20 protein-coding genes and 2 pseudogenes are annotated in these 22,248 nt (G+C 42.3%); all 22 read left to right on the forward strand.

Annotation, left to right across the window (positions count from 1 at the left end; all coding sequences use genetic code 11):
* Positions 1-1,227, forward strand: a pseudogene (locus tag R8695_RS01120) (endonuclease Q family protein); the annotation flags it as partial.
* Positions 1,228-1,363: 136 nt separating this feature from the next.
* Positions 1,364-1,828: a metallophosphoesterase family protein gene (locus R8695_RS01125; RefSeq protein ID WP_118509669.1), complete on the forward strand. Its 465-nt coding sequence runs from the start codon at positions 1,364-1,366 to the stop codon at positions 1,826-1,828.
* 69 nt (positions 1,829-1,897) lie between these two features.
* Positions 1,898-2,845: a DUF5071 domain-containing protein gene (locus R8695_RS01130; RefSeq protein WP_167515480.1), complete on the forward strand. Its 948-nt coding sequence runs from the start codon at positions 1,898-1,900 to the stop codon at positions 2,843-2,845.
* A gap of 246 nt (positions 2,846-3,091) precedes the next feature.
* Positions 3,092-5,284, forward strand: coding sequence for an alpha-galactosidase (locus R8695_RS01135; RefSeq protein ID WP_154780586.1), 2,193 nt, complete (start codon positions 3,092-3,094; stop codon positions 5,282-5,284).
* 142 nt (positions 5,285-5,426) lie between these two features.
* On the forward strand, positions 5,427-6,437 hold the full coding sequence (locus R8695_RS01140; RefSeq protein WP_167515479.1) for a LacI family DNA-binding transcriptional regulator: 1,011 nt from the start codon (positions 5,427-5,429) through the stop codon (positions 6,435-6,437).
* A 317-nt stretch (positions 6,438-6,754) separates the two neighbouring features.
* Positions 6,755-8,110: an ABC transporter substrate-binding protein gene (locus R8695_RS01145; RefSeq protein ID WP_154780584.1), complete on the forward strand. Its 1,356-nt coding sequence runs from the start codon at positions 6,755-6,757 to the stop codon at positions 8,108-8,110.
* Positions 8,111-8,207: 97 nt separating this feature from the next.
* Positions 8,208-9,185: a carbohydrate ABC transporter permease gene (locus tag R8695_RS01150; protein ID WP_118509674.1), complete on the forward strand. Its 978-nt coding sequence runs from the start codon at positions 8,208-8,210 to the stop codon at positions 9,183-9,185.
* On the forward strand, positions 9,185-10,030 hold the full coding sequence (locus tag R8695_RS01155; protein ID WP_118509675.1) for a carbohydrate ABC transporter permease: 846 nt from the start codon (positions 9,185-9,187) through the stop codon (positions 10,028-10,030). Before R8695_RS01150 ends, R8695_RS01155 begins: the two co-directional genes overlap by 1 nt.
* 44 nt (positions 10,031-10,074) lie before the next feature.
* On the forward strand, positions 10,075-11,106 hold the full coding sequence (locus R8695_RS01160) for a glycoside hydrolase family 130 protein (protein ID WP_154780583.1): 1,032 nt from the start codon (positions 10,075-10,077) through the stop codon (positions 11,104-11,106).
* Between the two features lie 134 nt (positions 11,107-11,240).
* Positions 11,241-12,290 carry an SGNH/GDSL hydrolase family protein gene (locus R8695_RS01165; protein WP_154780582.1) on the forward strand — a complete coding sequence of 350 codons (1,050 nt, stop codon included), beginning with the start codon at positions 11,241-11,243 and terminating at the stop codon, positions 12,288-12,290.
* Positions 12,290-13,366, forward strand: a complete 1,077-nt coding sequence (locus R8695_RS01170; protein ID WP_154780581.1) for an SGNH/GDSL hydrolase family protein — start codon at positions 12,290-12,292, stop codon at positions 13,364-13,366. Before R8695_RS01165 ends, R8695_RS01170 begins: the two co-directional genes overlap by 1 nt.
* Positions 13,367-13,463: 97 nt before the next feature.
* Positions 13,464-13,661 carry a family 1 glycosylhydrolase gene (locus R8695_RS01175; RefSeq protein ID WP_154780580.1) on the forward strand — a complete coding sequence of 66 codons (198 nt, stop codon included), beginning with the start codon at positions 13,464-13,466 and terminating at the stop codon, positions 13,659-13,661.
* Positions 13,658-13,885 carry a family 1 glycosylhydrolase gene (locus R8695_RS01180; protein WP_308418850.1) on the forward strand — a complete coding sequence of 76 codons (228 nt, stop codon included), beginning with the start codon at positions 13,658-13,660 and terminating at the stop codon, positions 13,883-13,885. Before R8695_RS01175 ends, R8695_RS01180 begins: the two co-directional genes overlap by 4 nt.
* Before the next feature lie 83 nt (positions 13,886-13,968).
* A complete protein-coding gene (locus tag R8695_RS01185; RefSeq protein WP_118509680.1) occupies positions 13,969-14,697 on the forward strand; it encodes a hypothetical protein in 729 nt (242 codons plus the stop codon).
* A 116-nt stretch (positions 14,698-14,813) separates the two neighbouring features.
* Positions 14,814-15,992, forward strand: coding sequence for an AGE family epimerase/isomerase (locus tag R8695_RS01190; protein WP_118509828.1), 1,179 nt, complete (start codon positions 14,814-14,816; stop codon positions 15,990-15,992).
* Positions 15,982-17,130 (forward strand): annotated as a pseudogene (locus R8695_RS17615) (glycoside hydrolase family 130 protein); the annotation flags it as partial. The gene R8695_RS01190 and the pseudogene R8695_RS17615, both read left to right, overlap by 11 nt.
* On the forward strand, positions 17,116-18,834 hold the full coding sequence (locus R8695_RS17620; protein ID WP_416385742.1) for a phospho-sugar mutase: 1,719 nt from the start codon (positions 17,116-17,118) through the stop codon (positions 18,832-18,834). The pseudogene R8695_RS17615 and the gene R8695_RS17620, both read left to right, overlap by 15 nt.
* A gap of 152 nt (positions 18,835-18,986) precedes the next feature.
* The gene (locus tag R8695_RS01205) at positions 18,987-19,928 is read left to right on the forward strand and encodes a type I phosphomannose isomerase catalytic subunit (protein ID WP_154780579.1); all 942 of its coding nucleotides are present in this window, start codon (positions 18,987-18,989) and stop codon (positions 19,926-19,928) included.
* Positions 19,929-20,188: 260 nt separating this feature from the next.
* Complete coding sequence (locus R8695_RS01210; protein ID WP_118509683.1) at positions 20,189-20,656, forward strand: hypothetical protein; 468 nt, start codon at positions 20,189-20,191, stop codon at positions 20,654-20,656.
* A 19-nt stretch (positions 20,657-20,675) separates the two neighbouring features.
* On the forward strand, positions 20,676-21,044 hold the full coding sequence (locus tag R8695_RS01215; RefSeq protein WP_118509684.1) for a CidA/LrgA family protein: 369 nt from the start codon (positions 20,676-20,678) through the stop codon (positions 21,042-21,044).
* Entirely contained in the window at positions 21,041-21,733 is a 693-nt protein-coding gene (locus tag R8695_RS01220; protein ID WP_118509685.1) for an LrgB family protein, read from the forward strand. Before R8695_RS01215 ends, R8695_RS01220 begins: the two co-directional genes overlap by 4 nt.
* 207 nt (positions 21,734-21,940) lie before the next feature.
* A complete protein-coding gene (locus R8695_RS01225; protein ID WP_118509686.1) occupies positions 21,941-22,165 on the forward strand; it encodes a hypothetical protein in 225 nt (74 codons plus the stop codon).
* The last annotated feature ends 83 nt before the right edge of the window (positions 22,166-22,248 follow it).

Consider the following 22,248-nt stretch of genomic DNA (forward strand, 5'->3'; position numbering starts at 1 on the left):
ATGAAAATGATAGGGGATCTGCACATTCATTCCAGATTTTCCATGGCGACAAGCAGAGAGGGTACGCCTGAGAATCTGGATTTCTGGGCGAGAAAGAAAGGGATTTCTCTGATCGGAACAGGGGATTTCACGCATCCGGTATGGAGAGAAGAACTGAAGGAGAGACTTGTTACAGAGGGAAACGGTCTGTATCGTCTCAGAGATGAATATGTAAAAGAAGAAAGCCGGAAGTTTCCGGGAAAAGGAACACATTTTGTGGTATCCGGGGAGATCAGTTCTATCTACAAGAAGAATGGAAAGACCAGAAAAGTACACAACGTAATCCTGCTTCCGAGCCTGGAGGCTGCAGATACCATGGCACAGCGCCTGGAGAAAATCGGAAATATTCATTCAGACGGACGTCCGATCCTGGGTCTGGACAGTCATGATCTTCTGGAAATGATGCTGGATGTCTGCCCGGACGGAATCCTGATCCCGGCACATATCTGGACACCTCATTTCTCCGTACTTGGAGCGAAATCAGGATTTGATTCTGTAGAGGAATGCTTTGAAGAACTGACACCATATGTACATGCACTGGAAACAGGACTTTCTTCTGATCCTGCTATGAACTGGAGAATTTCCAAACTGGACCGCTATCAGCTTGTATCTAATTCAGATGCGCATTCTCCATCTAAACTGGGACGTGAAGCGAATCTTTTAGATATTGAGTGTTCTTATGAGGGACTTTATCAGGCAATCCAGACTGGCAAAGGGCTGGAAGGCACAGTAGAATTTTTTCCTGAAGAAGGGAAATACCACTTCGATGGACACAGAAAATGCGGTGTATCGTTAAGCCCGGTGGAAGCAGAACGCCTTGGCGGAATTTGCCCTGTCTGTGGAAAAAAGCTTACTATGGGTGTAGACCACAGAGTAGAGCAGCTTGCAGATAGAGAAGAAGGTTTTGTAAAAAAGGATGGCAAGAAATATGAAAGTCTTGTACCTCTGCCGGAAGTAGTCGCTGCGTGTATGGGATATTCTACTGCAAGCAAGAAAGTGCAGGGGTGTTTTGAACAGATGATGCAGACACTGGGAACAGAATTCGACATTCTGCGAAACGTACCGGCAGAAGATATCAAATCCTGCGCAGGAGAACGGATCGCAGAAGGAATTGAGAATGTAAGAACTGGAAATGTGAAGAGAATTCCAGGTTATGATGGTGAATATGGAAAAATACAACTGTTTGATGAAAATTAATGAACCCTGAAAAATGAATTGCATGTAATCGTATATAAAATTTGTGGAATGTTTTGAAGGAATTAAATGTGAGTTATTTTGGGGTTAGTAATCTGTTCATAGAGAATGATCAGCGAGGAAATGACATATGAAGAAAATAGGAATTATCTCAGACACTCACGGCCTGCTCAGACCGGAAATACTTGAAATTTTAAAAGACTGCGACTGCATTATCCACGCAGGTGATGTAAACAAACCGGAAATTCTTGATACGTTGCGCATGATGGGTTCCATCTATGTAGTCCGCGGAAATAATGACAAAGACTGGGCAGAGGGAATTGCGAAAACTTTACATTTCACCATAGAAGGCGTGAAATTTTTCATGACCCACAATAAAAAGGACGTAGACTGGGATTTAAAAGATACACAGGTGGTAATCTTCGGACACACCCATAAATATTTCGAAAAAATGATAGACAACCGTCTATGGCTTAACCCGGGAAGCTGCGGTCCCAGACGTTTCGACCAGGAAATCACCATGGCAGTAATGACAGTTGACAATGGAACTTATCAGTGGGAAAAAATTGCAATGATTCCGGGAAAGGAAAAGTGAAATGAAGGTAAAGCAGATAAGTTCGGAGAGAAGAAAAAGAAACATACAGTAATGAAAGTGGGTGACAATATGCAGAAGTGGAATGAAATTAGAGATGAGGATTCACTGAAGGAATTTATGGAAAGAGTGTCATTTTTTCATGATAGTTGCATCAAAGAGATGCATTATCTGAGCGGTGCATATGTTAATGAAAATATGGATATGTATCCTGTAAACGATCGCAGGATCCTGAGAGTAATTATACAACGGCAGTATGAAGAAGATTCAATGATTGAAATGGAATTTCAGGGATTAAAATACTTAAAATTATTTCCGGCAGATGAGCATTATACATGCGAAATCCTTGGCTCCAATATAATTCTGAAAGAGGATCGTGTGATCTGGAGTGACTGCGAAGATAAGACAGATCTGGAAGATGGAGATACAGGAACTTTGGTATGTGCATCTAAACTTCGATGGCGTCCGATTTCCGGATGTATGGGAGAAAAGGAATTTCTTAAAGATGTGGATATAAATCATATTCTGGATATGCTGAACTGGAATAATTCCGCAGAAATTCAGGCAGAGGGGCGTCGGTTAGCGGAACATATTAATTGTTTAAGCATTTTTATGCAGCCGATGGGTGAGCGGTACAATAAAAACATATGGGAAAATTGTGCGCTTATTTTGAGCGGAAAGAAAGACGCTTTATTAGAACCATATTTGCCCGAATTACTGGACTGGATTCGAGACTTAAACTGGCCGGGAGCAATGATTATTCTGGAAAGACTGAAGAGATTTCGGAATTATGAATGGTTAAGCTGTACGATGAAAGAAAAGATTAAGATAGCCTATGTGCTGAATGCGGAACAATGGCTGGATAATCTATTTGAATTGTTCACACAGGAAGAATTGAAAGGGTATTTAGAGGATGAATACTGTCAGAGGCTTTATGAAGAATATCTGAATGATACAAATCCGGAGAAAGAGGAAAAATATTCTCTGGAGGAATGTAAAAAGGAGTGGGAGCTTACTTAACGTATTGGATTGTCCTCAAAAGAAAAAACTTCTTTTTAGAAATCTATCATGATTTTCGAAAAGAAGTTTTTTCTTTGTTCTATTTGTCAGTTTTTCCGCTCCTTTTTTGGTAGATTTGTGGAACTTAAAAAGTTAAGTTGACGGTAGATTAATTATTAAGTATACTAAAACCAAAGACAAGAACCTGTATCTTGAAGTACCGTAGAAATGATATATACAGCAGGTGTATGACAGAAAGGAGCAGAAATGGCTGTTCATTTTAATGAAGACAAGAAAATCTTCCGTCTGGATACGGAAACAAGTACTTACTTAATGGGATTAACTCCGGAGGGATATCTGGGACATATTTATTACGGAGACCGTTTATATAAAGCAACAGAGAATTACATGCTGCGTATGGAAGAGCCGCCGTACACACCATCTGTAAACAAGAGAGAGAAATCTGCCTTTCTGGACAGCTTTCCCATGGAATATCCCACAGGCGGAATCGGAGATTACCGTGAAAGCTGCCTGAATGTGCGCAATGAAGCAGGCCAGATGGGATGCGAGATCCACTATGTTTCCCACGAAATCTACAATGGCAAAAAAACACTCAAAGGACTTCCTGCATCTTTCGGCACAGAGGAAGAAGTGCAGACTCTGGATATCCTCTGTGAAGATGAGATTCTGGGACTGCAGGTAGTGTTAAGCTATTCTGTATTTGAAAAAGAGAATGTGATCACCAGAAGCGTGAAATTAATTAATAAGGGCGATCAGAAGCTTAAAATTGAGAAAATCTACAGTGCCTGCCTGGATATGGATAACGAGAACTTTGAGATGCTGACACTTCATGGCTCCTGGGCGAGAGAACGCCATATTCAGCAGGGACCGCTCCGTTATGGAAAACAGATGGTATCCTCCACAAAGGGAGAATCCAGTCATCAGGAGCATCCGTTCTTAGCTCTGATAACACCGGGAACCACTCAGCAGCAGGGCAAAGTTTACGGAATGCATTTCGTATATTCCGGAAACTTTATCGGACAGGCAGAGTTAAACCAGTTTGATTCTGTACGTACAGTTATGGGTATCAGCAAAGAAGAATTCGGCTGGATCCTGAAAGCGGGAGAAGAGTTCCAGGCGCCGGAAGTTGTTATGACTTATTCCCATGAAGGTCTGGGAGAAATGACCAGAAGCTATCATGATTTCTACAGAAACCACATGATCAGAAGCAAATATCTTCATAAGAAGAGACCAATCCTGATCAACAACTGGGAAGCCACCTACTTTGATTTCAACACTGATAAACTGTTAGATATCGCAAGAGAAGCGAAGTCCTGCGGCATTGAGATGCTGGTTATGGATGACGGCTGGTTTGGCGTTAGAAACAGTGATAACTGTTCTCTTGGCGACTGGAAAGTTAACACAGACAAGATCACAGGCGGACTGAAATATCTGGTAGATGAAGTAAACAAGATCGGCCTTGAGTTTGGTATCTGGTTTGAGCCGGAGATGATTTCTCCTAACTCTGATCTTTATAGGGCGCATCCGGAATGGGCAATCCAAATTCCTGGAAGAGAAGCAACACAGAGCAGGCAGCAGTACGTGCTTGATCTTTCCAGACCGGAAGTGCTGGATTATGTATATGAAAGCGTGGCTTCTATCTTAAGAAGTGCCAATATTGTTTATGTGAAATGGGATATGAACCGTCAGTTAAGTGATCTGGGAAGCACTTATCTGGGAGCGGAAGAGCAGCAGGAACTTTTCCATCGTTATGTTCTGGGGGTTTATGCACTGCAGGAGAGACTGGTTACAGAATTTCCTGATCTCCTTCTGGAAAACTGCTCCGGAGGTGGTGCACGTTTCGACCCGGGTATGTTATACTATAGTCCACAGATTTGGTGTTCCGATGACACAGATGCCATCGAGCGTCTGATGATCCAGGAAGGAACTTCCCTGATTTATCCGTTATCTACCATGGGTGCTCATGTGAGTGACTGTCCGAATCATGCAGTTGGCCGTGTGACACCGTTTGAAACAAGAGGGCATGTAGCACTGGCCGGTACTTTCGGATATGAGCTGGATGTAACTAAGATTCCGGAAGAAGACAGAAAGATGATTCCGGAACAGACAAAGATGTACCATAAATATCATGAACTGGTACGCGAGGGTGACTACTACAGGATTGCTTCCTACAGAGAGAATCATCTGTATGACTGCTGGGCAGTAGCTGCCAAAGATAAGAGTGAAGTTCTGGTAACTTACGTGCATGTACTGAGCACACCCAATGCTCACAGCAGAAGAATCTTCCTTCAGGGATTTGATCCGGAAGCTGTTTATGCACTGGAAGGAACAGATGAGAAATATACAGGTGAAATGCTGATGAAGTGTGGATTCCTTGTAAAAGGATTCTGGGGAGATTTCAGGAGTAAGCTGTATCATTTTGTGAAAGTAAACGAGTAAGAGCTGAAAAATACTGTTTGAAGTTTGGCTAATGTTGGGGACGAGAAAGTTATGAGTGCAAATGTTTTCCCGTTACAGAACATCTCACTTACCGTACAGTATGAGAAACAGTAAACAAAAACAAGAAAGGAAATGTAATGGGATGGGGAAAGTAAGAATGGCTGATATTGCCGCAAAGGTAGGGGTCAGTACAGTGACAGTCCACAACGCTTTGACCGGCAATAAGGGCGTCAGTGATGAGATGCGGGAGAAAATCCAAAAGGTGGCAGATGAGCTGGGTTATCATCAGATGACGGCAGCAGCCAAGCGTGAAAGAAATAAAGGTGGCCTGCGCAATATCGGTGTCATTATTTCAGAGAAATATTTGGCGGCATATACTACTTTTTACTGGAAAATGTATCAGGAGCTTGTTTTGGTTGCTGCTGATAAGAATTGCATGGCTGCAGTGGAAATACTGAAGCAGGATATGGAGGAGAATTTTATCCTTCCGAGAATTCAGGAAGAACATACCGTAGATGCTCTGATCGTAATGGGGGAAATCAGCAGGGAATATATTCATTTTATGAAGAAACATACTGATGTGCCGGTAATATTTCTGGATTTCTATGACAAAGAGCTGGCTAAAGATGCAGTTATTGCAGATAACTTCTATGGAATGTACCTGATGACAGGATATCTGTTTGAACAGGGATTTACAAAGATGGCCTATGTTGGTTCTATTCATGTGACCAGCAGTATCATGGATCGTTACTGCGGTTTTTATAAAGCACAGTTAGAACATGGAAGGGTTCTTCCGGAGGAATGGTTGATCGAAGACCGTGATGAAAAAGGTTATATGGACATTAAGCTGCCGGAGCATATGCCGGAAGCCTTTGTCTGTAACTGTGACCTTGCAGCAGGGTTGTTGATCGTGGAATTGGAGAAACAGGGATATCGTGTACCGGAGGATGTTTCCGTAGTCGGTTTCGATAATTACCTGTATCCTGGATTCCCGGATAAAAAAATTACCAGTTATGAGGTAAATACCCAGGTAATGGTGAAGGTTGCACTGGAAAAGGCATTGAAACAGATTAAGAACCCTGCTTCGGGACGAGGCCTGAGCGTTGTTTCCGGAAAGATCGTAGAGAAGGAAAGTGTACGGAAAAAGATTTAACGGAAATTTGAAAATTAAATATAAAATTAAATATAGAACATAAAAACAAGTTGTTAAAAATTAAATATTAATAATTGAAGCTTGCAGGAAAATCAAGAAAAGTGGTTTGCCTGTGAGCTTTTTTATTGTGATAAATATACAAAAATAGAACTTAAATATTTCATAGTATTAACAAAAAAGGTTATTTAAGTATTTTTTGACTTGATATTTAAGCTAATTATGGTAAGATTAAATCAACTTAAATAAAGACATAGTTAACAAGGAATTTTGCAGAATGCCCGGGAGTCTGCAAGCTCAAAATTGAAAGGAGAGAAAACATGAAAACAAGAATGTTAAGAAAAGCTGTTGCAACAACAGTAGCTGCAACAATGGTTTTATCTGTTCCGGTTTATGCAAAAGAGGATAAGAAGGTAACAATTGACCAGATTGAACTTGGAAAAGATTACACAGATATCAAAGCTGACCTGAAGTTCCTTACACACAAGACAGATATTGTGGATACTGTATTCAAAGGATATGTGGAAGAGTTCCAGAAGCTGTATCCGAATGTAAACATTGAATATGAAGGAATCACAGATTATGCAAATGATGTTGCCATGCGTCTTTCAACAGGAGATTGGGGAGACATCTGTATGGTTCCTACTACGGTAGATAAAGATGAACTGGAAAATTATTTTGTAAGTTTAGGAGACAAAGATTCCCTTTCAAAAATCTATGAAAGTAATATGCTGAACAATTTTGCATTTGGCGACCAGGTTTATGGTGTTCCGTCCATGGCTAATGTACAGGGAATTGTTTACAACAAGGCAGTGTTTAAAGAAGCAGGAATTACAGAGCTTCCAAAAACACCGGATGAGTTCCTTGATGATCTTCAGAAAATCAAAGATAACACAGACGCGATCCCGCTGTATACAAACTTTGCAGCAGGCTGGACTATGACAGCATGGGATGCCTACATTGACGGCGGTGCAACAGGTGATCCGGATTTCGTAAACAACGTCCTCTGTAAAGGAAAAGATCCATTCTCTGACAGAGGAGACGGAACTGGCCCATATGCTGTTTACAATACACTTTATGAAGCTGTAAGCAGAGGTCTTACAGAGGATGATCCGACAACAACTGACTGGGAAGGAAGCAAAGGTATGCTTAATAACGGTCAGATCGGATGCATGGCACTTGGCTCCTGGTCTGTAACACAGATGCAGCAGGCCGGCGATCATGCAGATGATATCGGATATATGACATTCCCGATTACAGTAGATGGCAAACAGTATGCAGCAGCAGGTCCTGACTACTGCTACGGAATTAACTGCAACAGCTCTGAAGATCAGCAGATCGCAGCAATGTGCTACATAAAATGGCTGGTAGAAGAATCCGGATTTTCTCAGAGTGAGGGTGGTCTTTCTATTGTAACAGGCAGTGAATATCCTGAAGCTTTAAAGGATATGGAAGGTGTAGAGCTTGTTGTTAACAATCCTGCTCCGGAAGGGGAAGAGAACTTATGGAATGATATCAACAATGATTCTGAGCTTGGTATTAATGTATCTGGTGCTGTTCCTACTGAAGTTGTAGAGTCTGCAGTTACAGGAGACAAGACAATGGATGATCTGGTACAGGAATGGAATGAAAAGTGGACATCTGCACAGGAAAATAACGGAATTACAGTTGATTAATAAATGACCTGTGATCCTTTACAGGAGGTTTTGGAAACATTACAAATGGCAGGGTGAAAGATCCCTGTCATTTCTTTGGGAGAAAGGAGAGAAATTCATGAAACAGAAGAATGGATTTGTTCGCTGGATACAATCGGGAAAAGTAAACCGTAATCTCTGTATTTTTACATTTATGCTGGTACCACTGCTCCTGCTTATTGTATTTACTTATATTCCATTTGGAAAAATGGTACAGTTCAGTTTTTATGATATGAAATATATCGGGGCACGTAAATTTGTAGGCTGGAAAAATTATATAGATGTGTTTACCAGAGATGATTGTTTCCGGGCTTTGAAGATCAGCCTTTACTACATATTTGCCTCTTTTATCCAGTTAGGACTTGCTCTTTATTTTGCAACTATTCTGAGTTTCAAAACAAAATGCAGCGGTTTATTCAAAGGATTTATGTTTTTCCCATATCTGGTATGTGGTATTGCAGTAGGCTTCGTATTTAAATTCTTCTATACCAGAGGCTTCGTTCTTGATACCGTACTTCAGTGGTGCGGCTTTCAGCTGGATAATCTTCCTTACTGGCTGAAGGATACACGTATTAACAATATTTCAGTAGCTGCCACCTCTATCTGGAGATATATGGGACAGCAGATGGTACTGTTCATCGGTGCGATCATGTCTGTGGATTCTTCTCTTTATGAAGCAGCTGCGATTGACGGCGCAAACGGATGGGCGAAATTCCGTTATGTAATCCTTCCAAGCATTAAAACAATCGTTGTATTAAATATGATTCTTTCCATTACTGGTTCTCTGAGTGTATTCGAGCCACCTTATGTTATTACAGGCGGTAACTTTGGAACAGGAAGTTACTTTGTAATCATGAATAAACTGGCACATGAAAATCAGAAGGTTGGTCTTGCATCTGCAATGGCGATTGTATTACTGGTTCTGATCATGATTGCTACAGCTATCCAGAAATGGGTTGAAAGATACTTCTTCGGAGTTGGTGATCAGGAAGCGATCAGAACAGTCAGAAAGCGTGAGAAACGTCTGGCTATGGAAGCGAAAGGGGGCACACACTGATGACAGCAGCGAAATTAAAAAAAGGAATCCTGGTTGTGTTAAAGTATTTCACTTTGATCCTGGGTGCATTTGTGTCAATACTTCCGCTGGTTGTGTGTGTGATCACAGCGTTTAAAAGTCCGGAAGAGTATGCTTCCACCAATGTTATGACACTTCCCAAGAGCTGGACATATGTTGAAAACTTTATCCAGGCATGGAAACAGGCAAACATGGGTGTTGCTTTCAGAAACTCTTTTATCATCCTGGTATTTGTACTGGCCGGTTCTATCCTGACAGGCTCTATGATCGCATATGTACTGAGCCGTTTTAAATTCAAAGGAAACGGACTGATCAGAAATCTGTTCCTTTTTGCATCCCTGCTTCCAGGTATTGCCATGCAGGTATCTGTATATCAGATCATGTACACCATTGGATGGATCAACTTCCTTCCTGGATACATCATAATGATGTGCGGAACAGATATTATATCTATTTACATATTTATCCAGTTCTTTGAAAATATCTCCACTGCACTGGATGAATCAGCAATCATGGATGGATGTACCTACTTTGGTGTATTCTTCCGAATTTTATTCCCGCTGCTGAAACCGGCGATCATAACAGTTATGATCCTGAAGGGTGTTGGCGTATATAACGAATACTATAATGCGAACCTTTACCTGCAGGACAAAAACCATCTGGTTACAGTAGCTACTTCACTTTTTAAATTTACAGGACCGCTGGGAAATCAGTACAACTATATCTGCGCAGGCGTCATTATCACTATGCTTCCGGCTCTGATCGTGTTTATTCTCTGCCAGAAACAGATTTACAGTGGACTGACACAGGGTGCTGTAAAAGGCTGATATTACTATGAATACTAACAATAACTAACAGGAGGATTATTTAAATGAGCGAAGTAAAGATCATCGGATCAAACGTTCCTAATATGCCATGGCAGGACAGACCTGCTGACCAAAAAGATAAATCAGAAATCCCGGTATGGAGATACAGTGAAAATCCTATTATCGGACGTAATCCATCAGAAGGTGTTGCACGTATTTTTAACAGTGCAGTTATGCCATATGAAGGAGAATTCATTGGTGTGTTCCGTGGAGAACAGACAAACGGTATTCCATATATCTATCTTGGAAGAAGCAAGGATGCCATCCACTGGGATTTTGATAAAGAAAAAATTCCTTTCAAGGATGAAAACGGAAATGATTTTATGCCGAGATATGCATATGATCCAAGACTGGTAAAGGTAGAAGATACTTATTATATCATATGGTGTCAGGATTTCTATGGCGCAGCGATCGGTGTTGCAAAAACACAGGATTTCAAAACCTTTACAAGAATTGAAAATCCGTTCCTCCCATTTAACAGAAATGCAGTTCTTTTCCCGAGAAAGATCAATGATAAATTCATGATGCTTTCCCGCCCAAGTGACAGTGGACATACTCCATTTGGTGATATCTTTATCTCCGAAAGCCCGGATATGGAATACTGGGGTAAACACCGCCATGTAATGGGAAAAGGAAGCGAATGGTGGCAGAACGTAAAGATCGGTGGCGGTGCAGCTCCTATTGAAACTTCTGAAGGATGGCTCCTTTTCTATCACGGTGTAACAGGAACCTGCAATGGATACGTATACAGCATTGGTGGAGCAATCCTTGATATTGACAATCCATCTGTTGTGAAATACCGCTGCGATACGTTCCTCCTCACACCGGAAGAATGGTATGAAGAACGTGGATTTGTTCCAAATGTTACATTCCCATGCGCAACGATCCATGATGCGGAAAGCGGAAAGATTGCTATCTATTATGGATGTGCAGATACTTATGTAGGTCTTGCATTTACAAAGGTTGATGAGATTGTTTCCTATATTAAAGAACACAGTGTTGTGACAGAAGAAGATACTGAGATCGGAAAGAGATAATCAACCTACAATTATAGAACAGGATGAGACAGGGGCGTCGTGCCATGTGTGATGGCGTGAGCTCCTGTTTTGCCTTACCGGCTGGTCAGTAATATGGGAGATTATGAGATTATAGAAGACAGAGGGCAGGAAGAATGACAATTTCAGCAGATCATAAGAAATTGATTTACAGTGGAAGAATTGACTGGAGTAATCCGCTGGAACCGATTTTTGTATTTCCGTGTACATTTGTAAAAATGAAATTTACAGGAAACGTTTTGAAAGTTCATGTGAAGAACCGCAATGCTTATTGGAACAATTATCTGGGAGTGCTTCTGGATGGGGAGCAAAGTTCTGTTCTTCTTCCGAAAGACGGAGAAGCACTGCTGGATATTCCGGTAAAGGGATCAGAGAAAACGGAACATGAAGTGATGATTTTCAAGAGACAGGATTCCTGCCATGAACTTACTTTCCTGGGATTTGAGCTTGGCGAGGGAGCAGAAATCATGGATTCAGATCCATTGCCGGAAAGAAGAATCGAAGTGTATGGAGATTCTGTATCAGCAGGAGAGGTATCTGAGGCTGTGGACTACACGGGAAAAGAAGACCCGGAACATAATGGCGAATATTCCAACAGCTGGTATTCCTATGCATGGATGACTGCGAGAAGATTGAATGCGCAGATCCATGATATTGCTCAGGGGGGAATTGCTCTGAGGGATCATACAGGCTGGTTTTACGAGCCGGAAGCAATCGGAATGGAGACAGCCTGGAATAAAATACATTACAATCCACTGTTTGGGAATGCAACAGAGTGGGATTTCTCCAAATATACACCGCAGGTGGTAATTGTGGCAATCGGTCAGAATGATAATCATCCGGATGACTACATGAAAGAAGACTACAACAGTGAGAGATCAAAGCAATGGAGAGAGCATTATAAGGCATTTATAGAAGGGCTGAAGAAACAGTATCCGGAAGCCAAAATTGTCTGCTGTACAACCCTGCTCTGCCATGATGAGTCCTGGGACAGATCGATCGGGGAAGTGGTGAAAGAGCTGGATCATCCGGACATTACCCAGTGTCTTTTCACACGAAATGGAAAGGGTACTCCCGGCCATCTGCGTATCCCGGAGGCAGAGGAAATGTCTCAGGAGCTGGCTGATTATATAGAGAAACTGAATGTGAAGGGATGGGAGAAGTGATGGAAAAGATAAATCTTTCAAGACTGAAAAACTGTATGGCAAGAGCGCAGAGGGGCGAAGAACTGACCATTGGTTTCCTGGGAGGTTCCATTACCCAGGGAAGCCTTGCCACTGAGCATGAGAATACATATGCCTACAGAGTGTTTACCTGGTGGAAGGAAACCTTTCCAAATGGGAAATTTCACTATGTAAATGGCGGGATCGGAGGAACAACTTCTCATTATGGAGTTTCCAGAGCTGTTACGGATGTGCTGATGTATCAGCCGGATTTCGTAGTGGTGGATTTCAGTGTGAATGACGAACCGGATAAATTTTTCCAGGAAACCTATGAAGGTGTCATACGTAAACTTCTTCAGTGGAAATCAGAACCTGCAGTGGTAATCCTGAACAATGTATTTTATGACACAGGAAAAACGGCTCAGGATTTTCACAATGCAGTGGGTAACTGGTATCAGGTTCCTCATGTCAGCATTAAAGATACCCTGTATCAGGAAATGCAGCAGGGAAAATATACAAGAGAAGAGCTGACACCGGACGGTCTTCATCCAAATGATAAAGGCCATAAACTGGTGGCAGAGAAAATCATTGCATTCCTGGAAGAGGTTCGAAGTCATGTGGCAGAACCGGAAGATGATCTGACGCTCCCGGAACCAATGACTGAAAATGCATATGAAAATGCCAGACGACTGACAATCCGGGAAATTTCTCCGGAGCTCGCAGGATTCCGGGCAGATACAGAAGAGAAAACAGGACATCTGGATCACTTCAAAAACGGATGGATTGGAAAGAAGCCGGGAGATAAGGTTACTTTTGAGACAGAAGGCTCCTGTATTGCGGTACAGTACAGAAAAACCATTCATAAGCCTGCACTGCGCGCAAAGCTTGTGCTGGACGGGGACAGAGCCAATGAGGTACTTCTTGATGCAAATTTCGATGAAGACTGGGGTGACTGCCTGTATCTGGAACCAGTCCTTCACCATGGAGAAAACAAAACTCATAGGGTAGAAATTGAAATCCTGCCGGATAACAATAAAGATGCAACGCCATTTTACCTGATGTCTTTGATCGTGGCGTGAAATATCAGCTATAGCATTAGTAATGCTTGACCAGTCCACTATCCAGTGAGGGAATGAACACTTATAATTACCAAATAACAGACGAGGAAAACCGATTATGGGATTCAGAGAAGATTTTGCATGGGGAACTGCAACCAGTTCCTATCAGATAGAAGGTGCTGTAAAAGGCGAAGGAAAGGGAGAACATATCTGGGATGTTTATACAAAAGAACCGGGACACGTGTTTGAAGATCATACAGGAGAAACTGCCTGTGATCATTATCACAGATATCCGGAAGATGTAAAAATGATGTGATCTCGCTGGATGGAAAAGTCCACGATCCAAACAGAATTGATTTTCTGGCACGTTACCTTCATGAGCTGAAGAGAGCGGCTTCGGAGATTGATCTGCGAGGATATTTCCAGTGGTCATTGATGGATAATTTTGAATGGTCAGAAGGATATGCTCAGCGTTTCGGGCTTGTGTATGTGGATTTCAGAAATCAGCAGAGGATTCTGCATACTGGTATAGAGATGTGATCCGGGAGAATGGCAATAATCTGTAAATGGTTTCCGGAAATGCTCGGCAGTATCTCTGAACTTTCAGGCGGAAAGGTGATGCAATGAAGAAAACAGCACTTGATGACGATGCTTATCTTTATCAGAAAAGAGAAGAAAAGACAGAAAAAGAAAAATGGTCAGAAATGAATCGACATCAGAGAATGCAGTATTTTCTGGATTACTATCTGGTGAAGCTGCTGGTTTTTACAGGAATTATCCTGGCAGTTGTTCTGTTTGTATGGAATTTTATAAGTAAGTCAAAAGAAGACACAGTACTCTATGTGGCTGTGGTTGATGAAGCCTTACAGACAGAAGGAACTGAGAAACTGAAAAAAGAGCTTACAGAATATCTGGGCGCAGATGGAAAATATCGGAAAATAATAATCGATGACAGCTTTTATTTGGATGATGGAGGCCTTGAGAAGCTGGAAGTGTATCTTTATAATAAGCAGATTGATGTGGTCATAGCGGATGAAGCTGTGTACAAAGAATTGGCAGGTTATGGCTTTTTTCAGGATATCAGTACTGTTCCCGGTGTTTCTTCAAAATATGCAGATCTGTATGTGAAAGCAGCCGGATATAAAGATGAAGATACAGATAAAGACACAGATTCTTTTGAGGATCATTCAACCGCAAAAGGTGAGGAACTTCCTTATGGAGTGGACGTTTCCGCAAGCAGGATCAGTGATATTAAAACAAAGATCCAGACGCCTGTACTGTCAATAGCGCAGGGAACTGAGAATATGGAAAATGCAGTGAAATTGCTGGACTTTATTTACAAACAGAGATAGAATAAAGATAAAAAGCATCCGTAAAAATAATTTAACCAAATCAGGGAAGTCCCCTGCTGAGGTTGCAAAAAGCAATAAGCAGTGGGTGGGGACTTGTTTGTATCAGGAGGAAGAAAATGGGTACATTTGCAAAGGAAATTGAGGAAGAATTAAAGCAGAAGCTAATCCCTTTCTGGGAGAATCTGAGGGATGAAGAGAATGGTGGATATTATGGCTATATGGGTTATGACCTTAAGGTACAGAAGGATTATGAAAAGGGATGTATCTTAAACAGCAGAATCCTGTGGTTCTTTGCCAATGCCTATATGACACTTGGAGAGGAGAAGCTGAAAGAGGATGCAGATCATGCGTATACATTTCTGAAAGAGAAATGTCTGGACAGAGAATATGGTGGCATGTTCTGGTCAGTCGCTTATGACGGAAAACCGGCAGATACAACTAAGCATACATATAATCAGGCTTTTGCAATCTATGCTCTTTCTTCCTATTATGATGCCACCGGTAATGAAGAAGCCCTGGAGATCGCCAGAGGACTTCAGAAGGTAATCGAGGAGAAATGTACGGATGAGTACGGATATCTGGAAGCGTTCAACCGTAAATTTGAACCGGAAGAAAATGACAAACTTTCTGAGAACGGAGTCATTGCAGAGAAGACCATGAATACACTTCTTCATGTATTCGAAGCATATACCGAATTCTATCGTGTGACAAAGGACGAAAAGACCGGTGACAGGCTGCGTTTTATGATGGATATTTTCGCAGACAAGGTTTATAATAAGGAACTTGGAAGACAGGAAGTTTTCTTTGACAAGACATGGAACAGTCTGATTGATCTGTATTCTTACGGTCATGATATTGAGACTTCCTGGCTGATGGACAGAGGCCTTGAAGTGCTGGGTGATGAGAAATACACAGCGAAGATCGCACCGATCACAGCCGAGATCGTAGAGAACATTTATCAGAGGGCCTATAATGATCATTCCCTGATGAACGAATGTGAAAAGGGTGTGAATGATACAAAGAGAGTCTGGTGGGTACAGGCTGAGACAGTGGTAGGTTTCCTGAACGGATACCAGAGAAATCCGGAGAAGAAAGAATACCTGCAGGCTGCCGAAGATGTATGGAACTATATCAAAACATATCTGGTGGATCCAAGAGAAGGCTCTGAGTGGTTCTGGTATGTAAATGCAGACCACACACCAGCAGAGGAACCGATCGTAGAACCGTGGAAATGCCCATATCACAATGGACGTATGTGTATGGAAGTTATAAGGAGGATGAAAGATGCTGAATAAACAGTATTACGTTGAAAAAGCGAAAGTAGAGAAACTGATCGCAAGAAAAAATCAGAAGACAGATTTTTACAATGGAATTTATGACCGCTATGAGTATCCGGTACTGACAAGAGAATTTGCGCCGGTTGAGTGGAGATATGACCTGAATCCGAAGACAAACCCCAATTTCCAGGAACGCCTTGGAATCAACGCAGTGATGAACTCCGGTGCTATTGAACTGAATGGAAAATATTATCTGGTTGTCCGTGTAGAAGGAAATGACCGTAAATCTTTCTTTGCAGTAGCAGAGAGCGACACAGGAATCGACGGATTCCATTTCTGGGATTACCCGGTACAGCTTCCGGATACCTGCCCGGAGGAAACAAACGTATATGATATGCGTCTGACCAAACACGAAGATGGATGGATCTATGGTGTATTCTGCTCTGAGAGCAAGGATAAAACAAATCCTGATCTGTCTGCAGCAGTTGCAGAAGCAGGTATCGTAAGAACAAAAGACCTCAAGACATGGGAGCGTCTTGATAACCTGAAAACACTTCATTCCCCACAGCAGAGAAATGTAGTGCTTCATCCGGAATTCGTAGACGGCAAATATGCATTCTACACACGCCCGATGGATGGTTTCATTGAAACAGGAAGCGGCGGCGGAATCGGATTTGGTCTCTGCGACGATATCGAACATGCAGTAATTGATGAGGAAAAAATCATCAGCAGAAGAATTTACCATACATTGACAGAGTCAAAGAACGGTGCAGGTGCAGTGCCGATCAGAGGTAAGAAATGCTGGATCAATATTGCTCACGGTGTAAGAAATACAGCAGCAGGACTTCGTTATGTTCTCTATGTATTTGGAACTGACTTAAATGATCCGTCCAAAGTGATCGCTGAGCCATCCGGTGTATTCCTTGTTCCGCTTGGAAAAGAAAGAGTCGGAGATGTTTCCAACGTAGTATTCACAAACGGTGCCATCGCAAAAGATAACGGAGATGTTTACATCTATTACGCATCCTGCGATACAAGAATGCATGTGGCAACTACAACTATTGATAAACTGGAAGACTATCTGTTCCACACACCAAGAGATCCACATCGTTCTCCGGACTGCGTAAAACAGCGCTGTGAACTGATCATGAACAATACTTATCAGCGCTGGTGCGAGGATGAGTACTTTGACGCAGACACAAGAGCTGAGTTAAAAGCAATCGCAGATGATCCTCAGGAGATCAAAGAGAGATTTTACAAAGATCTGGAATTCGGTACAGGCGGACTGAGAGGAATCCTCGGTGCCGGTACCAACCGTATGAACATTTATACAGTAAGAAAAGCAACTCAGGGACTTGCAAACTTTATCATTAAAGAGAACGCACAGGCAAAGGGTGTTGCCATTGCATTTGACTCCAGACATATGTCACCGGAATTTGCAAAAGAGACAGCTCTCTGCATGGCAGCAAACGGAATCAAGGCTTACATTTTCCCATCCCTGCGTCCGACTCCAATGCTTTCTTTCGCACTTCGTGAGTTAGGCTGCACAGCTGGTGTGGTAGTAACTGCAAGCCACAATCCGCCACAGTACAACGGATACAAAGTTTACTGGGAGGACGGCGCACAGATCACAGCTCCTAAGGACAAACAGATCATCACAGAAGTTCAGGCGATCACAGATTTCGCTCAGGTGAAGACGATGTCCGAGGAAGATGCAAAGGCAGCAGGTCTTTACGAAGTGATCGGTGAAGAGATCGATGATAAATATATGGAAGCTCTTAAGAAACTGGTTCTCCGCCCGGAAGCCATCAAAGAGCAGGCAGACAAGCTGAAGATCGTTTATACACCTCTTCACGGAACAGGAAACATTCCGGTAAGACGTGTACTGAAAGAACTTGGATTTAACAATGTTTATGTAGTAAAAGAGCAGGAACTTCCTGACGGAGATTTCCCGACAGTAAGCTATCCGAACCCGGAAGATAAGAACGCATTTACACTGGCCCTGAAACTTGCAGCAGAAGTGGACGCAGATATCGTTCTGGCTACTGACCCGGATGCAGACAGACTTGGAATCTATGCAAAGAATGAGAAGACCGGTGAGTACGAAAGCTTCACAGGAAATATGTCCGGAATGCTGATCCTGGAATACCTTCTTTCCCAGAGAAAAGAACTTGGCATGCTTCCGGAAAACGGTGCAGTTGTAACAACTATCGTTTCCGGAAAAATGGCAAGAGCCATTGCAAAAGAATATAATGTAGAGCTGATCGAAACTCTGACAGGATTCAAATATATCGGAGAGCAGATCAAATTCTTTGAGCAGAATCATGACCATGAATTCCTCTTCGGATATGAAGAAAGCTATGGCTGCCTGGAAGGTACCCATGCAAGAGATAAAGATGCAGTTGTAGCTGTTATGGCTCTCTGTGAGGCAGCAGCTTATTACAAATCAAAAGGAATCACACTCTGCGAGCAGATGCAGAATCTGTACCAGAAATATGGCTTCTACAAAGAAAGCCTCTTCTTCCAGACATTCCAGGGAATGGAAGGAAAAGCAAAGATCGACGGTCTGATGGATGCACTGAGAAACGAGCCTCCGAAACAGGTTGGTCCATTTAAAGTAACTGCACTGGAAGATTATAAGAAGAGCATTCGCACAGATATCGCAACAGGCGAAACTTCTGCACTGACATTACCGGAATCTAATGTACTGTACTTTGAATTGGAAGACGGCGCATGGTTCTGCGTAAGACCATCCGGAACAGAGCCGAAGATCAAATACTATGCAGGTGTGAAGGGCGCAGATGCACAGGATGCAACAGACAAACTGGAAGCATTATCCAAAGCTGTTGTAGAACTGTAGGATTTGACGGAAACCGTTATACATAGTATGATGGGAGCTGGTTGCAAATGTGTTTCGGCACAATTGAAAAGTAAAAGCAAAAATATATAGCAAGGGCACGGCTGGAGCATTTTCCGGTCGTGCCTGAAAGAGTAAATGGAGGAATTTTACAAATGGCAATTTTAAAATTAAAACCAAGTTGCAAAGACTATCTCTGGGGCGGCACAAGATTAAGAACAGAATTTGGGATTGAGTACGATAAAGATCCTCTGGCTGAATCATGGGAACTTTCCTGCCATCCAGACGGACCAAGCTATATCGTAAACGGAGAATATGCAGGTAAAACTCTCCAGGAATATATTGATGCCAAGGGCAAAGAGATCCTGGGTACAGACTGCCAGTCCTTCGAGCAGTTCCCGGTTCTGATCAAATTTATCGATGCAAAGAAGGATCTGTCCATTCAGGTACATCCGGATAATACTTATGCCCTGAAGAATGAAGGCCAGTATGGTAAAACAGAGATGTGGTATGTAATGGATGCAGAAGAGGGAGCAAGTCTGCTCTACGGCTTTAACAGAGAAGTTTCTGAGGAAGAATTCGAAGAGCGTATCCACAACCATACTCTTCTGGAAGTCCTGAATAAAGTGATGATCCATAAAGGTGATGTTCTTTTCATCGATCCGGGTACTATCCATGCCATCGGTGCAGGAAGCCTGATCGCTGAAATCCAGCAGAACTCCAATGTTACATACCGTGTTTACGACTATGGTCGTAAAGGTCAGGATGGAAAAGAGAGAGAGCTTCATGTAGACAAAGCCCTTCAGGTAACCAAACGTGAACCGGCAGCTACAGACAGAGACTTCGGACCACACGTTGCATCCTGTGAATATTTCACAGTAGATAAAGTGATTCTGGACGGTCTGAGAAGAAAGAAACTTACAGGGGAAGCAGATGAGACTTCTTTCGTAAGTGTACTGGTAATGAGCGGAGCAGGTAAGGTTACTGCAGGCGGCGAAACATTAGAAGTTAAGAAAGGTGACAGCATCTTTATCACAGCCGGTTCCGGCGAATATGAGCTGGAAGGCGATATGGAGGCACTGCTTACCACTGTATAAATAAGCGTACTTCTTAAAAAATTATTGAAGAAAAAGTTTTTACAGAAAGCCTGTGAAGCCTGTAAAAACTTTTTCTTTTTTTGCTTATCAGACAGGTGACGCAGACCGGATTATTTTGTATTTTTAAAAAAACATATAAATATATGAAGGAAAACAGCAGGATTTCCGCAGAAACAGCCTTGCAATTTGTGATGAATACGTTATAATAAAAAAACGTAACGAACCTGGATTGGTTAGACCAATATAAAGGAGTTGAATATTTGAAAAATAAAAAAGAACGAGACTGGAAGTTTATTATCGGTATGATTGTTCTGCTCGCCATTTTTGCTGTAATGGGAGGTGCTTTCTGGAATATGGTAGGAAAGCAGGCACAGATGGTCAGGGAGGAAGAGCAGAAAGAGGAAGCAAATGCTATTTCTGCAATCTATATCGAGACAGGAGAATTTCTGAAGACCGGAGTTTTTGTGGATCTGAACAATGGAACTATTTTCAGCGCAGACATACCGGCAGAGGGCATTTACAATAAAAAAGGAAAATTAATTTCCGATGATGTATTGGAAAATGGGGATGAAGTAAAAATATACGGCGACGGGATCATGCTGGAATCTTTTCCGGGACAATATCCGGGTGTAACGAAGATCCAGAGAACAGGGCGGGCATCTCTTGAGGAAACCCAGGAGTATGAAGACCTGGTGAATGGAATGATGAAACCTGCAGCCGTTCAGTAAGAATTAGAGGAGACTGAAAATGAAATACGTAAGACAATTCTGGATCATTTTACTGATATCCGCAATGGGAGAGACACTGCACGTCCTGATCCCGCTTCCTGTACCTGCAAGTGTGTATGGACTGGTGATCATGCTGATCGCACTGGGAACACACATTATCAAGCTGGAACAGGTCAAAGAAGCAGCTGAATTTCTCATAGAGATCATGCCGGTTATGTTTATCCCGGCAGGAGTAGGATTACTGACAGCATGGAGCGTACTGAAACCGGTATGTGTGCCGATCATTCTGATCACCGTGATCACTACAGTTGTGGTTATGATTGTAACAGGTCGTGTCACTCAGACGGTTATTCGTATGGACAGAAAGAAAGGACAGAAGAAATCATGACACAATTTATGAGCAATTCCATATTCTTTGGTGCAGCGATCAGCCTGATTGCATATGAAGCAGGACTTTTTTTGAAGAGAAAATTTAAGATGGCGATCTTTAACCCACTTCTGATCGCGATCATCGCAGTAATGGCAGTTCTCTCTTTATTACACATAGATTATGACACTTATAACCAGAGCGGCCAGTATATCAGCTATCTGCTCACCCCTGCGACTGTCTGCCTGGCAGTTCCGCTGTATCAGCAGATAGAACTTCTGAAAAAGAATCTCAAAGCAGTGGTGATCGGAATTGTTTCCGGCGTACTTGCAAGTATGGTCAGTGTATTGCTGTTTGCCAAACTGTTCCGGCTGAGTCATGAGCAGTATGTCACACTTCTTCCCAAGTCCATCACGACAGCTATCGGAATGGGTGTCTCTGAAGAACTTGGTGGTATCGTAACGATCACAGTTGCAGTTATCATCATCACCGGAGTTCTGGGAAATATGATCGCAGAAACCGTGATCAAACTGGCACACATCGAAGAGCCTATCGCCAAAGGTCTCGCACTTGGAACTTCCGCCCATGCCATCGGCACAGCGAAGGCAATGGAACTGGGGGAAGTCGAAGGCGCTATGAGCAGCCTTGCTATTGCAGTTGCCGGTCTGCTGACCGTTGTCAGTGCATCTGTGTTTGCACAGTTTATGTAGGGAAAAACAGAACAGGAAATAAAAAAGGTCTGCTGTACGGCAGGCTTTTTTTATTTCCATAAAAAGATCCTAAAAAACAAAACAAATGTTCGAAAAACTCTTCCATTTTCAAATAAGGTGTGGTATTATAAATCAAAAGCGAATACATGTTCGGAAAATATGTTCGGAATATATGTTTGATATGAAGAATACGAGGAGGAAAAAGAAATGACAAATACAGCAGGTACCACACAGGAAATGAGAAGAAAAAGAGAGAACCATAAACTTTCCAGAACAATGGCAGCAGTGATAGGTCTGATCGTTACTCTGGAGGTAATGGTTGCAGGGGGAATGATCTTTAATGTGGATTTTCATTCCACAGACCTTATTGCCCTGATTTTCGGATTTATGGTGCTGTATGCAGGGGTTGTGGCTGTGCTTACAGATAATTAAATTATGAGTTACACCCATATACCTATTAGACAAAAAGCACTTCGAATGGTATGATATAAACATATATCATAATGGGTATGAAG

Origin of the sequence: Blautia luti (assembly GCF_033096465.1) — a bacterium.
Lineage (GTDB): Bacteria > Bacillota > Clostridia > Lachnospirales > Lachnospiraceae > Blautia_A > Blautia_A luti.

What these genes read in the sequence shown, in the direction of transcription:
- R8695_RS01190 (WP_118509828.1), top strand. Translation starts at nt 14,814, where the DNA reads ATGGGTACATTTGCAAAGGAAATTGAGGAAGAATTAAAGCAGAAGCTA.
- R8695_RS01170 (WP_154780581.1), top strand. Translation starts at nt 12,290, where the DNA reads ATGGAAAAGATAAATCTTTCAAGACTGAAAAACTGTATGGCAAGAGCG.
- R8695_RS01175 (WP_154780580.1), top strand. Translation starts at nt 13,464, where the DNA reads ATGGGATTCAGAGAAGATTTTGCATGGGGAACTGCAACCAGTTCCTAT.
- R8695_RS01160 (WP_154780583.1), top strand. Translation starts at nt 10,075, where the DNA reads ATGAGCGAAGTAAAGATCATCGGATCAAACGTTCCTAATATGCCATGG.
- R8695_RS01215 (WP_118509684.1), top strand. Translation starts at nt 20,676, where the DNA reads ATGAAATACGTAAGACAATTCTGGATCATTTTACTGATATCCGCAATG.
- R8695_RS01185 (WP_118509680.1), top strand. Translation starts at nt 13,969, where the DNA reads ATGAAGAAAACAGCACTTGATGACGATGCTTATCTTTATCAGAAAAGA.
- R8695_RS01125 (WP_118509669.1), top strand. Translation starts at nt 1,364, where the DNA reads ATGAAGAAAATAGGAATTATCTCAGACACTCACGGCCTGCTCAGACCG.
- R8695_RS01220 (WP_118509685.1), top strand. Translation starts at nt 21,041, where the DNA reads ATGACACAATTTATGAGCAATTCCATATTCTTTGGTGCAGCGATCAGC.
- R8695_RS01225 (WP_118509686.1), top strand. Translation starts at nt 21,941, where the DNA reads ATGACAAATACAGCAGGTACCACACAGGAAATGAGAAGAAAAAGAGAG.
- R8695_RS01145 (WP_154780584.1), top strand. Translation starts at nt 6,755, where the DNA reads ATGAAAACAAGAATGTTAAGAAAAGCTGTTGCAACAACAGTAGCTGCA.
- R8695_RS01205 (WP_154780579.1), top strand. Translation starts at nt 18,987, where the DNA reads ATGGCAATTTTAAAATTAAAACCAAGTTGCAAAGACTATCTCTGGGGC.
- R8695_RS01150 (WP_118509674.1), top strand. Translation starts at nt 8,208, where the DNA reads ATGAAACAGAAGAATGGATTTGTTCGCTGGATACAATCGGGAAAAGTA.
- R8695_RS01130 (WP_167515480.1), top strand. Translation starts at nt 1,898, where the DNA reads ATGCAGAAGTGGAATGAAATTAGAGATGAGGATTCACTGAAGGAATTT.
- R8695_RS01135 (WP_154780586.1), top strand. Translation starts at nt 3,092, where the DNA reads ATGGCTGTTCATTTTAATGAAGACAAGAAAATCTTCCGTCTGGATACG.
- R8695_RS01140 (WP_167515479.1), top strand. Translation starts at nt 5,427, where the DNA reads ATGGGGAAAGTAAGAATGGCTGATATTGCCGCAAAGGTAGGGGTCAGT.
- R8695_RS01155 (WP_118509675.1), top strand. Translation starts at nt 9,185, where the DNA reads ATGACAGCAGCGAAATTAAAAAAAGGAATCCTGGTTGTGTTAAAGTAT.
- R8695_RS01165 (WP_154780582.1), top strand. Translation starts at nt 11,241, where the DNA reads ATGACAATTTCAGCAGATCATAAGAAATTGATTTACAGTGGAAGAATT.